This window comes from Hymenobacter terrenus, from assembly GCF_000972495.1.
Classification (GTDB): Bacteria; Bacteroidota; Bacteroidia; order Cytophagales; family Hymenobacteraceae; genus Hymenobacter; species Hymenobacter terrenus.
Window position 1 is genome coordinate 50,951 of sequence record NZ_LATM01000016.1, and the last position, 12,444, is coordinate 63,394.

A 12,444-nucleotide genomic window follows, 5' to 3' on the forward strand; every position below is an offset into this window, starting at 1 on the left:
ATCTTAAACTTAAGAACCATGAAATACTCTTTCACCAGGAGCCTGGCAACCCTAGGGGTAGCAGCTTCTTTGTCTCTGGTATCGGGCTGTGATCTAGACCGCTCCCCTATCTACGACCCCAACACAGAGTCGGTATATAGCGACCCATCAAGCTATAAAAATGTGCTTGCTAAGCTATACGGCGGTCTTATTCTGAGTGGACAGCAAGGTGGCTCGGGTATTCCGGACATTGTTGCCGACGACGAAGGCTTCACGGTGTACACGCGCCAACTCTGGAATGCGCAGGAAATCACGACTGATGAGGCAACCCTGACCTGGGGGGACGCTGGCGCGCAGGAGTACAACATCATCGGCTGGCAACCTAACAACTCGTTTCTTGGGATGATGTACAACCGTATCTTCTTCCAGGTTTCGGCCTGTAACGAGTTCTTACGGCAAACTACTGATGGCAAGCTCAGCGACCGCGGCATTACGAATGCGCAAGACTTGGCCAACATCAAGACCTACCGCGCCGAAGCACGCTTCCTGCGCGCTTTAAGCTACTGGCATGCCATCGACATGTTTGGCAACGTCCCCTTCACCACTGAAAACGACCTGGTAGGCTTTATACAGCCCAACCAGATTTCCCGGGCGGACCTATTTAAATATATCGAGTCAGAGTTGCAAGCCATCGAAGGTGATTTGATAGCTCCCCGCCAGAACGAGTATGCCCGCGCCGATAAGGCTGCGGCATGGATGCTCTTAGCAAAGCTTTACCTCAATGCTAAGGTGTATACAGGTCAGGAACGTAACACCGACTGCCTGACGTACTGTAATCTTATTCTTAAGCCTCAGACTGCCCAGAATAGGTATACTCTTTCGGATGAGTATCGTAAAAACTTCCTGGCTGATAATAATACCTCACCCGAACTCATCTTCCCAGTAGTGGCCGATGGCCTTGCCAGTCGTTCCTTCGGTGGGACTACTTATCTGGTACATGCGGCTGTGGGAGGTGCCATGAGCCCCTCAGTCTATGGCGTGGACGGTGGCTGGGGCGGTTTACGTGCCCGTCGTGAGTTCGTGCTCAGCTTTGCCGATACCACTGGCAAAACCGACCGCCGAGCCATGTTCTTTCAGAAAGGACAGTCAATCGACCTGAATAAACTGGTGAATAATTTTACGGACGGAATTCCAGTTACGAAATACAAGAATATAACTTCGGCCGGAGCCGACGGCAAGGATCCCGACAAAAGATTCGTCGATGTTGATTACCCCATGTTCCGCCTCGCCGATGTGTACTTGATGTATGCTGAAGCAGTGCTTCGTGGCGGGCAAGGTGGTGACCAAGCCACGGCCATTGGCTATGTAAATGAGTTGCGTCAACGGGCCTACAACGGCAATTCAGGCAACGTGAGCAGTATCGACCTCGACTTCATTCTGGCCGAACGTGGCCGTGAGTTGTACTGGGAAGGTCATCGCCGTACTGACCTGATTCGCTTCGATAAATTCACCTCAAACGCAAAGCTATGGCAGTGGAAAGGAGCTACGGTTCAAGAAGTTAACGACCCCACTCGCACAGTTATCCCAATGCGGTCGGTAGCTGATACTTATAACCTGTTTCCTATTCCAACCAAGGATATTGCGGTTAACCCCAAACTAAAGCAGAATCCGGGGTATTAGGTTTACCTACTGATTTCAGAAAAATGCCTTGTGCTAAGAGCACAAGGCATTTTTTTTAAGTATGAGTGACCTTACTCCACACTGCCCAAGTACTGTAGCCGGCAAAAAACCATTATTATCCTAGTTATTAATTATACGATTTCTCCGGCTCGCATACACGATGCAGGCGGAAAACCTCACCCCGTATGCTCCCGGTTTGCTTAGAGCGCGAAACCAAGAGAGAGAGGAGCCTAATGAAGTATACATCAGCTGGAGAAGTGCTTTAGGTGCAGAAGTTCCAAATAGCCTCGTCCTCAACCAGAATCAAGGAATAATATAGTGGTGTGCTGGGTGCAACCTGAAAGTGGCGCTACCACCTACCTTATTTTGTATATAAATCTCAAGGTTAAATAATTGCCACTCAATCTAGTTGAGCCTATGAGCGCGCTGATAACACTGATCCGTATTCCATTGACTCACTTTCATAGTCCTATATCCGCGTAAAATTGCTCCACCCAACTTTCAGTCATAAAAAAAGCCCTGCCGCAAATGCGGCAGGGCTTTTTTTATGACTGAAAACTCGAAGCCTACAGCAGCACTACTTTACGAGTTGAGATATTTTCGCCCACTTGTACCTGTACCAAATAGGTGCCGGCAGCCACCGCAGCCGTACTTACGGTCGTGAGTTGCGTACCAGTACTTTTCACGCTATTTTCCAACACGCGCACTTGGCGGCCCATTAGGTCAGTCAGGACCACGTTCACAGCATCCGACTTATTAGCTACATTGTAGGCAATAGTGACGGCGTCAATGGCGGGGTTGGGGTACACGGCCATTGCCACAGCAGCTTCGGCTGCTTTATTGCCCAATATTCCACTCGCACCCAAGGTGATGGTAGTGGCTTGGCGGCCGGGAACAATGGCGAAATCAACGGCACCACCAGTATTACCAGCGCCGCTATTATTGTCTGGCCCACCCAGGTTGGGCGAGGGGAAACCACCAGAAGCGGGGAGTGCTCCTGTGCTCTGCGGAATATAGTCTGACGACAAAAAGCCACCCGTGGGGTTATTTTGCACGACAAAAATGCTTAGTGTAGGAGTGCCGGTGGCAAGCGTAAAGTTCGCACGGTCTAGTTCGATTTCCCAGCCAAAGGAGCCGGCCGCGCCATAAGCAGGAGTCGCAGTCGAGGCATTATAGCCAGGGTTGGTCAGAACTTTTCCACTAGTAGTGGTTCTATACGCCACTCGGGCACCAGCCAGTTTGCTGTAGCCCGTACCGGTGGGAGTAGGTAGGGTTAGGGCGGTGCCGGTACCAGATACAGGAGCGGCAGTGGTGGTGAGCTTGCGGGAGGTAGCAGCGGTGGCCGAAGTGTAGACAGCGCCTTCTACCTGAAAGCCCGTGCCATCGCTACGCAAGGCTAAAGCCATATCAGCAGGCAAGTCCAGCTTAGCCGTCATTTTCTCAAAGGACGTACCAGCGGCTCCGGCTGGCAGCGAAACACCGGTGGTTGCGCCGGTTACGCCGGGCAGGTCCATATAAAGCTGCAAAGCGTTACCATTGTTTTCCACAGTGCCCGCCACGAAGAAATAAAACTTGGTAGGGCTGCTGGCAGCATACAAGCTTAGCAGACCATAGTCACCGAACCCACGGGGAGTAGTAAACTTGCCAACAAGCTGGTAGTTAGCAGTGCTGATTTCAGCTGCTGACAGAACCCCATCGACCGTTACCTGAGCCTGGGCGGTGAGTGAACCAACTGCCATAGTACCGGCAGCGGCAAGAGTAAAAAGTTTCTTCATGGTGGGTTTTTATTTAGAAAAGGTGAGAAAAGTTGAATGAATGGCACAATATCCTCCGGAAAGGATGGATGAATAATGAAAGTGCTCTAAATATAACGGATTATGGGGTCCAACCACATGTTTTCGTCGGCGAAAGCTGCGAAGTAGAGAGTTCATTTGGTGTACTACTGCCATTATGATTCAGTAATTACGAACCATTTCCTGGCTGGTCACTACTTTCGTCGTCTTTCCCAGCACAATCCTGTTTTTATGATTCTAATTGCCGACGGTGGCTCAACCAAGACAAACTGGTGTCAACTTGATGATGCGCATAACCGCGTCTATTTCAATACTGAAGGGTACAACCCCGATTTTGTGGATACCACGGCCATCGTGGCATCCCTCAACCAGCACTTACCCGACACGTTGCCGCGGGGGGAAGTAACGGAAATCTTCTTCTACGGCGCGGGGGTTTCGTCTGAGCAGAAGGCTGAGGTAATAGCGGCGGCATTGCGCCAGCTTTTTCCTCAGGCGAAGGCAAACGTGACGGAAGACCTGCTGGCGGCGGCTCGGGCCCTGCTCGGCCGCAAACCTGGTTTTGCTGCTATCCTAGGTACGGGCACCAATTCCTGCATCTATGACGGCGAAAAAATCACGCACAATGTGGATTCGTTGGGGTATTTCTTAGGTGATGAGGGTTCGGGCTCGTTCTTTGGAAAGCGGCTGCTGCGCGACTACATGCGTGGGCTGCTGCCCGATGGCCTTCAAGAGTCATTCCGCGAGACGTATAACCTAGGCTCCCGTAATGATATTCTTGACCGGCTCTACAACCAGCCCCTGCCCAATCGCTTCCTGGCAAGCTTCTCTAAGTTTGCCTACGACCACAATAACGTGAGCTATTGCCGCGAAATCGTGCTCGAAGGCTTTGAGACGTTCTTCCAGAACCTCGTGCTTCACTATCCGCGCTACCAGGACTACACGTTCAACTGCATCGGCTCGGTGGGCTACAACTTTCGCGATGTGCTGACGCACGTGGCCCGCAAACACGGCATGGAGGTAGGCAAGATTAGCCGCTCCCCTATTGATGACCTAGTGAGCTACCACGAAGAGAAATAGAGTACCCTTTATAAATGAAAAGCCCGCCTGGAGTCACTAGGCGGGCTTTTCACTTTTGGAGTTTAACGCTCTACTCTACCACTAGCCGGAGCGTTTGTTGACGGCTGTCGGCACGGAGCTGCACGATGTAGATGCCGGGAGCAAGCTTGCCCAGTGGCAGCTCGCGGCTGTGGGTGCCGGCAGCTTCGCGGGTCGTGGGCTGGTCCAGCACACGTTGACCCAGCACGTTGCGAACAGTGAGTTGTACGAGACCGGTAGCGGGCAGTTGGTACTGCACCGTGGTAGTCCCGCGGGCGGGATTGGGTGCCGCGCTGAGGTGAAATACATTGGCTAACTCGGTGGCACGGGTGGCTAAAACAGTGCGACGAATGCGGCGGGAAGTATACACAGCAAACTCGCCGGGATTGAGGCTCAGCAAATCGTGCGTCCCTACTACTGTGATACTATCGCCGGAGAGGTAGTTGTACCACTTGCCGGCCTGTTGGAAATCAGGGTCAATCTGGTCGCTAAAAATGCCGAAGTTGCCTACTACCGTCACGTTGGTGGTGGGAGCGGTGAGGTGCATTGCTTTCGACTGGCTTCCTAGTTGGTAGGTAAAAGTGGCCGTGCTGAGCCCCGGCTGCTTGCGCAGGGCAATAAGGTCAACATAGGTATCGTGCAGGCGGCGGCGGTCGGTACTCTGGAAGTAGTTCCAGAGGATGGGTTTAGGGCCGGTACGTCCGTTCTGGTTGATATCAATGTCGTAGCCTAGTTCGCCAAACTGCCATATCATTTTGGGACCGGGAATGGGCAGGAAGAAAGCCGCATTCATTTCCATGCGCGCCAGCGCCGTAGGCAGGTTTTTAATATCGTAGCCGGAGCCATCGTTCAGGCCAGAGGTTAGAGCATCGTACATATTACGCTGCTCATCGTGGCTTTCCATGTAGCTAACCAGGCCGGGCTGTAGCCACCCGCGCGCAGCATAGTAGCCGCCACTAAAATCGGTATTATTGGTACGGCCCTGGCCGGCTTGGCTGTAGGCCCCGCTCATGTTACCCCACAACATCATACCAGCGTTGGCTAGCACGGTTTCCTCGCTGTTGTCAGCAAAGTGTTCTAAGATAACGTAAGTACCGGCGCGGTTTGCCTGAATGTGATTATTGTAGTCCAGCCAGATGTTGATGCGCGACTGGTCGTAATTGCCCCAGGCCCCCACGCTATTGCCCGAATTTACTTGGGTAAAGCCCTTGCTTAAGTCGAAGCGGTAGCCGTCGATGCGATACTCATTCACCCAGAAGTCCATCACATTCTTGCTGAAGGTCTTTGTGAATGCGCTTTCGTGGTTGAAGTCGTTGCAGACATTGAATGGGTGGGTAGCTACGCGGTTGAACCACGGACTATCGGCCGTCGGCCCGCCGCCGTCGGAGTATAGCTGCACCATGGGGCTTTGGCCGCAGGAATGGTTGAGCACCATATCAAGCACTACGGCCATACCACGGCGGTGAGCTTCGTCGATGAGCGCCTTAAGGGCGTCCTTCGTGCCGTAATACTTGTCGGGGGCAAAATAGAAGCTTGGGTTATAGCCCCAGCTGTCGTTACCTTCAAACTCATTCACTGGCATCAGCTCAATGCAGTTTACGCCCAGGCGCTGGATGTAACGCAACGTATCGCGCAGTGTCTCATAATCGTGTCGGTCGACGAAGTCACGCACGTGCAGCTCGTAAATCACGAGGTCGGTCTTGGCTGGAGGCGTGAAGTTATTTACCTGCCACGGGTAGGGCGTTTGGTTGGTCTGGAAAGTCGCCATGATGCCGGTTTGGCCGGCGGGGTAACGCAAGCCAGGGTAGGTCACCGCCGGAATAAACCGGTCATTGTTAGGGTCAAGGACTTTCTCCGTGTACGGGTCGGCCACACGCAAGCTGCCATCTACTAGATACTGATAGGCGTATTCCCGGCCGGGGGTGAGGCCGTTGAGCTGCACCCACCACATATTGCCATCGGGAGTTTTGTTCATAAAGCCATTGTTGGTCGTCTCGAAATTGTTGAACTCCCCAACAGCATATACAAACTGCTTATTAGGTGCCGTGAGGGCCAGAATGACCGACGTGCCGCCAGGCAGGTAGGTCACGCCTTCGCGGGCGCCAGCAGGCAGAGCAGCCACCGTCACAGTAGGCCGCACCACCAGGATAACAGAATCAGACACGGCCGCCGCACCAGTACCAGCCGTTAACTTGACTACATTGCGACCTGGCAACGAGGGTGTGACGCTGCTGCTGATGGTGGTAGCGTTGGTAGCCTGGGCAATCTGGGTTCCATTGAGGGTCAGGACCAGATTGGCCGCCTGGGCGCTTTCGCCGGTGATGGGCAGGGCCGCGCCGGGAGTCACAAACTGCGGATTAGCGGCCCGTGCTGGATTGGTGATGCGAACGGCGGGCCCGCCTTGGTACACATCCACGAAGATGTCGTCGCCACCGGCTGCCCGGCCTACTACGGAGCCATCGGCATTCTTGAAAATCATGCCCAGCCGCAGGATGGTTTCGCCGGTGGGTACCGGGTAAAAGGTGCGGGGCGTGAAGGTGATGCGGTAGAGGTTAGGATTGACGGCGTCGCGGGTCATGAGTGCGGCGGGGTCGGCTTGCCCGAAATTGGGGCTTTTTACATTGCGCCACGTGATATTAGTGGCACTGAGGTTGGTCACGGTACCGGTCCAGATATAAACGTCGCCCGTGAAGTTGAGCAAGCCGCCATTGCCCTGGCTGGCGTCGAAACTGATGGTAACGGGCGTGTTTTCGGTAAAGAAAACCGGTTGGTTGGTAACTACTTGTGCCTGGGTGGTCCAGGCCAGTAGTGTCAGCAGCAGGGCTGCCAAGCGTCGAAATGTTTGCATTGAGAAATTATAAAAAGGTGGGACAGATAAGGCGGAAACAGCAGAACGGGGCAAATTGTCTGGCTTTGTGAAAGCGGGGCCACCGTTGGTCGTGCAAGATACGGTGCCGCCCCGGTGCAGGGCGGCCTTGCTCACGGCCTGGCGTACCTTCGCAGCCCAGTAATGCCCGCATGAAGCTATTTATTCGCCTTTTAACTCAGTTGCGGCAGTGGCACACGGCGGGGCTAGCGGCCGCCCTACTGCTTGCGCCGTTAGCGCCCGGCGCGGCCCAAGCAATTGCCCGCCCCGACAGTGCCGTGACGCCTGCGGTCCTCCCGGCCGCCACTCCCACCCCTGCTCCGATTGATTCGGCGGCTTGGCGTAAGCGGCGCCTGCGCTTGCTGGTGGGCGGCTCGGCGCTCAGCTATGGCGTTATTTACACTAGCCTCACCACAAGCTGGTACACCGGAGAGCGGGTGCCACTGCATTGGTTCAACGACTTGCCCCAGTGGCAGCAGCTTGATAAGTGCGGCCACTTCTGGGGGGCCTTTCAGGAAAGCCGCGGGGCCGTGGACATGCTGCGCTGGGCCGGCCTGAGCGAGAAAAAGGCCATTTGGTATGGTTCTTTCGTGGGGTTCGTCATCCAGAGCCCACTCGAACTACTGGATGGCCGCGACCCCGCCTACGGCGCGTCGGCTACCGACTTGGCAGCCAATTTTCTGGGCTCGGCCGGGCTGCTGGCCCAGCAACTGGCCTGGCACGACGTGCGCATCATGCCCAAATGGTCGTTTCACCTCACCAGCTACGCCCGGCAGCGCCCCAATGTGCTCGGCAAAAGCGTGCCCGAGCGCCTGCTCAAAGACTACAATGGCCAGACGTATTGGCTGTGCACTGATGTGGGGGCTTTTCTTAAGCCCGGCAACCGCTGGCCCCGCTGGCTGCAACCCGCCGTGGGCTACGGCGGCGAAGACATGGTGTACAATGACGACGGGACCAATGCGGCGGCCGGCCTGCGCCCCTACCGCCAGTATTACCTGTCGCTCGACGTGGATTTGCGCCGCATTCCTACTCGCAGTGTATTCCTGAAGCGGGTATTTTACGTCCTCAGCATCTTTCACCTGCCCGCCCCGGCCCTGGAATACAACGGCCGCAACGGGTTCAGCTTTCACGGCCTCTACCAATAATCACGGATTTAGCAGGATTTAGTGAATTTCACGGGCTGTTTGTTGAGCAGCCGTGGCAGGGAGGTTGTTTAGCTGTTTTGACTGACAGGCATCAACTTGAATCCTACGGCTCTAGTTGCCGAAACGCTTGCGGACGATGGCCCAAAGCGCCTGGAACGACCAACGCCCTGGCAAAAACGTACTTTTGCAAACCCCGGGCCCCATCGGCCTGGAAAAACGACGCGGATTGTCCCAACCGATAATCCGTGAAATCCCTAAAATTCGACTAAATCCGCGATACATGAATGTAGGAGATAGAGTCCGCCTGCTCACCGGCACCGAGGAAGGAATTGTTACCCGCCTGCTCGACAGCGAGCTGGTGGAAGTGGCCATCGACAACGATTTCACCATTCCCGTGCTGCGGCGCGAAGTAGTGGTGGTGGCCCAGGAAGAAGGCAAGAACTTCGACCGCACCGCCCCCGACTACGGCCCCGGCCAGACGCCCGGCAAAAGCGCCAACGCCAGCAAGAAGGATAAAAGCAAAAGCCAGCTCAAACCGGGCGGGGCGCCCAAGCCCCCGCAGCCTTCTCTGCAAGAAGCGCTGGCCGCCGTGGCATCCAGCGGGGCCGGGGTGGCCAAGCCGGCCGGCACCCCACCAGTGGGCAAGCAGGCGCCGGCGGCCAAGGGCCTGTTCCTGGCCCTGGTGCACCAGTCGCCCGAGCTGCTGGGCGTCACGCTCATCAACAACACGGAGGCTGACGTGCTGTATACCTACGGCGAGGCAACCAGCACCCGCCCCTACCGCGCCTTGGCCGCCGACAAGCTGGGCCCCAAAGCTTCAACCAGGCCCCTCTCCTTCCTGCACCTGAAGGATTTCGAGACTTGGCCCGCCGTCATCTTTCAGCTCCTGCCTACCCGCCTCAACGGTGATGCGGCCTACGAGCTGCTCACCAAACGGCAGGCTTTCAAGGCCAGCACGTTCTACTCCAGCCAGCGGCCCGCGCCGGTTATTCAGAAGGATGCCTACCTCTTTCAGCTCGATGAAAAGGCAGCGGCGGCCATTGCGCCCGAACAGCTAGCCCAGGAAACACCAGCGCCCGCCCCCGCCCCGACCAAGCCCGCGGGCATCGATGCCGCCGCGCTGAAAGCCCAGCTCAGCGGCGACGCGCCGGCCAGGCCGGCCGCGGTGGTAGCCGCCGCCACTCCGGCGCCCGCCGCTCCGGTAGTCGCGCCGCCGCACGAGTTCGACCTGCACCTGGAGGCCCTGCGGCCCGATAACAAGGAGGAGCTGTCCAACACGGCCATCCTGCGCCTGCAGCTCGATGCCTTTGAGGATGCGCTAAGCCGGGCGCTGGCCACCAACATGCACGAAATCGTCTTTATCCACGGCATGGGCAATGGGGTGCTACGCAAGGAAATCCACCGCCAGCTGAGCCGCAACAAGGACATCAAGTTTTTCGAGGACGCCCGCAAGGAGAAGTTTGGCTTCGGGGCCACGCTGGTGCGGCTGAAGTAACTTTTTGCTGCTACTGCCCAGCTGAGTAAGCAAGCCGTCATGCGGCGCAGAGCGAGGCTTCGCTCTGCGCCGCATGACATTTTTGATTTAGATTAAGCACCAGGCACCAAAACCATGTACGACCTTATCGGTGATATTCACGGCCACGCGGCGGAGCTCCATCGGCTGCTTGAAAAGCTTGGCTACGTGCCCGATGCCCAGGGCATCTACCGCCACCCGGCGGGCCGGCAGATAATATTTGTGGGTGATTTTATTGACCGCGGCCCGGCCATTCGCGAAACGCTGCAAGTGGTGCGGGGCATGGTAGAGGGTGGCGCGGCCCTGGCCGTGATGGGTAACCACGAGTACAACGCGCTGGCCTTTTGGGCGCTGGACCCCAGCGGCGGCCACTTGCGACCCCACCGGCCGCACCATATTTTGCAACACCTGCGCACCATTGAGGAGTTCAGTACCAAGGAGCGGTTTGCGGAGTGGCTGGATTATTTGGCGTGGTTTCAGACGCTGCCGCTGTTTCTGGAGCTGCCCGGCCTGCGCGTGGTGCACGCCTGCTGGGATGCCCGCTACATTGCCTACCTGCGCGAGCAGCTGCCCGACGCCCGCGTGACACCCGACTTTCTGCTGGCAGCCAGCCGGATAGGCTCCGCGGAGTTTACGGCCATCGAAGTCACCTTGAAAGGGCACGAGGCGGCGCTACCCAGCGGCCACCATTTCTTCGACAAAGACGGCCACCGCCGCACCATGGTCCGCACCGCGTGGTGGCTGAACCCGGCGGCGGCCACCTACCGAAACTATTACCTGGAGTCCATCGAAGCGCTGGCAGACCAAGCCGTGGACCTGGCCGCCTTACCCGATGCCAGCTACTACCAGGACGAAACGCCGGTGTTTTTCGGCCACTACTGGCTGCACGGGCAGCCGGTGCTGCTCACGCCGCACTCCGTGTGCCTCGACTACAGCGTGGCCAAAGGCGGCGAGCTGGTGGCCTACCGCTGGCACGGCGAGCAGGAGCTGACGGCGGCCGGCCTGGTGTGGGTGTAGCCGGGTGCCGGCTAGAAGTTGAAGTCGCGCGGCTCGCCGGCCAGTTCGCGGCCGCGCAAAATGAACTTGGGCTGGTAGGTTTCTTCCTCGGCCCAGTCCAGCTCCTCAAACGGCTTGCGGTCACCGTACACCTTAGGACCCGTCACGGACAAGCCCAGGGCGCGGTTTTGTTCCTGCTCCTGCCAGACCTCGGCCAGCACCTCGGCCAGCCGGTGCCCCCAGGCCCGCTGCCCGGCGGTTATCACCGCCAGCCGCCAGTCGGCGTGGGCGGCAATGGGCCACGGCGCCGCTTGGTCTTCCAGCGCACGTTCTATCCAGTGAGTGGCCTCGAACAGATAGCCCTGGCGGCGGCGCACGTCGGCGCGGTCGGCCTCGTACCAGCGCAGCAGGCGCGGCAGCTCGGCCGGGTCCTCAAACTGCCGGAAATACGGGCTGCAATCCGAGCTGCTGATAAACGGGTGCCACGGCAAGCTGGCGGCCATGTCGCCGCGGGCGCGCTGGGCCGCCAGCTTCTCCGCTTTGTCGGCTTCGGTCAGGCCGATGTAGTATGCCTCCTTCTCGCCGCGCACGTCGGGCAGGGCCAGCAGCGAGCCCGCGCCGGTGGCCTCGTCGTGGTAGCGGTACCAGGCCGGCAGGGTGCGGTAGGCCCGGCGTTCGGCCGTGGTGTAGCCGTCGTCGCTGTCGTCGTCATCGGCGTCGTCGCCGCTGCCCTCAGCGGTGCGCCGGAAGGTATCGTAGGCCTGCCATGACCAGTTACGGCTGGGCTCGTAGGCGTCGGAGCGCAGATAGGCTTCGTAAAGGGCCACTTCGTCGGCGGTGATCGGGGGCAGCCACGGGCAGTGTTCAGGATACTTTTCCCACTGCCGAAATTCCTCGGTGTGGCGCACGCCGGGCAGCGTGATTTGCTCGGCCCGCCAGCGGCATTGCAGGTCGAAGAGCTTCTTCTGCTGAATCTCCCACAGGTCGTGGGCCGCCTCTTCGCGGACTTCCAGGAAGCGCGCGCCCGTCCGCTTCAGCAGCATCGGCCCCTTGATGTAAGCACCGGCTTTGGCGTTGGCGTACATGCGAGCCACGTGCGGCCGGCTTTGGACGAAGTACGGCTCCATGGCCTCGGCAAATGCCGGCTGCGCCAGCAGCTCGGCCTCGAACAGACGCGACAGCCCGGTAAAGTCACGCTTAGTCTGCGCTTCTTTGATGTAGGCCGCCCGCGCCTCGGGCGTGTCCGGCATCGTGGGGTCGGCGGGAGCGGGCGGCAGGTCTTCCATAATCAAAGGGTTGAGCACCTCGTGGGTGAGGCGCCGCTAAAGTAATGATCAGCTTTCAGAACGGGCGGCGGGGCGGTGGTTCGGGACCCGG

The 12,444-nt window shown here is 57.8% G+C and carries 8 protein-coding genes; 5 read left to right on the plus strand and 3 right to left on the minus strand.

Going from position 1 to position 12,444, the window contains the following annotated elements; all coding sequences use genetic code 11:
• The first annotated feature begins 18 nt into the window (after positions 1 to 18).
• Positions 19 to 1,659 carry a RagB/SusD family nutrient uptake outer membrane protein gene (locus WX88_RS17595; RefSeq protein ID WP_046245715.1) on the plus strand — a complete coding sequence of 547 codons (1,641 nt, stop codon included), beginning with the start codon at positions 19 to 21 and terminating at the stop codon, positions 1,657 to 1,659.
• A 566-nt stretch (positions 1,660 to 2,225) separates the two neighbouring features.
• On the opposite strand, the gene WX88_RS17600 is transcribed toward WX88_RS17595, so the two are convergent.
• Positions 2,226 to 3,434, minus strand: coding sequence for a T9SS type A sorting domain-containing protein (locus tag WX88_RS17600; protein WP_046245716.1), 1,209 nt, complete (start codon positions 3,432 to 3,434; stop codon positions 2,226 to 2,228).
• Between the two features lie 249 nt (positions 3,435 to 3,683).
• On the opposite strand from WX88_RS17600, the gene WX88_RS17605 reads away from it, so the two are divergent.
• Positions 3,684 to 4,529, plus strand: coding sequence for an N-acetylglucosamine kinase (locus WX88_RS17605; protein WP_046245717.1), 846 nt, complete (start codon positions 3,684 to 3,686; stop codon positions 4,527 to 4,529).
• A gap of 70 nt (positions 4,530 to 4,599) precedes the next feature.
• Here the strand turns inward: WX88_RS17605 and WX88_RS17610 are convergent, their stop codons facing one another.
• The gene (locus tag WX88_RS17610) at positions 4,600 to 7,395 is read right to left on the minus strand and encodes a DUF4961 domain-containing protein (protein WP_046245718.1); all 2,796 of its coding nucleotides are present in this window, start codon (positions 7,393 to 7,395) and stop codon (positions 4,600 to 4,602) included.
• Between the two features lie 170 nt (positions 7,396 to 7,565).
• On the opposite strand from WX88_RS17610, the gene WX88_RS17615 reads away from it, so the two are divergent.
• From WX88_RS17615 to WX88_RS17625, 3 genes are all read left to right on the plus strand, one after another.
• Positions 7,566 to 8,558: a DUF2279 domain-containing protein gene (locus WX88_RS17615; RefSeq protein ID WP_082116128.1), complete on the plus strand. Its 993-nt coding sequence runs from the start codon at positions 7,566 to 7,568 to the stop codon at positions 8,556 to 8,558.
• 280 nt (positions 8,559 to 8,838) lie between these two features.
• Complete coding sequence (locus WX88_RS17620) at positions 8,839 to 10,053, plus strand: Smr/MutS family protein (RefSeq protein WP_046245719.1); 1,215 nt, start codon at positions 8,839 to 8,841, stop codon at positions 10,051 to 10,053.
• 114 nt (positions 10,054 to 10,167) lie between these two features.
• The gene (locus WX88_RS17625; RefSeq protein WP_046245720.1) at positions 10,168 to 11,088 is read left to right on the plus strand and encodes a metallophosphoesterase; all 921 of its coding nucleotides are present in this window, start codon (positions 10,168 to 10,170) and stop codon (positions 11,086 to 11,088) included.
• Positions 11,089 to 11,099: 11 nt separating this feature from the next.
• Here WX88_RS17625 and WX88_RS17630 read toward each other — a convergent pair whose 3' ends face one another.
• Positions 11,100 to 12,353, minus strand: coding sequence for a hypothetical protein (locus tag WX88_RS17630; protein ID WP_156176232.1), 1,254 nt, complete (start codon positions 12,351 to 12,353; stop codon positions 11,100 to 11,102).
• Positions 12,354 to 12,444 lie beyond the last annotated feature (91 nt).

Excerpts from the sequence above, each read along its gene's own strand:
- WX88_RS17600 (WP_046245716.1), bottom strand. The coding sequence starts at position 3,434 with ATGAAGAAACTTTTTACTCTTGCCGCTGCCGGTACTATGGCAGTTGGT.
- WX88_RS17615 (WP_082116128.1), top strand. The coding sequence starts at position 7,566 with ATGAAGCTATTTATTCGCCTTTTAACTCAGTTGCGGCAGTGGCACACG.
- WX88_RS17625 (WP_046245720.1), top strand. The coding sequence starts at position 10,168 with ATGTACGACCTTATCGGTGATATTCACGGCCACGCGGCGGAGCTCCAT.
- WX88_RS17595 (WP_046245715.1), top strand. The coding sequence starts at position 19 with ATGAAATACTCTTTCACCAGGAGCCTGGCAACCCTAGGGGTAGCAGCT.
- WX88_RS17620 (WP_046245719.1), top strand. The coding sequence starts at position 8,839 with ATGAATGTAGGAGATAGAGTCCGCCTGCTCACCGGCACCGAGGAAGGA.
- WX88_RS17610 (WP_046245718.1), bottom strand. The coding sequence starts at position 7,395 with ATGCAAACATTTCGACGCTTGGCAGCCCTGCTGCTGACACTACTGGCC.
- WX88_RS17605 (WP_046245717.1), top strand. The coding sequence starts at position 3,684 with ATGATTCTAATTGCCGACGGTGGCTCAACCAAGACAAACTGGTGTCAA.
- WX88_RS17630 (WP_156176232.1), bottom strand. The coding sequence starts at position 12,353 with ATGGAAGACCTGCCGCCCGCTCCCGCCGACCCCACGATGCCGGACACG.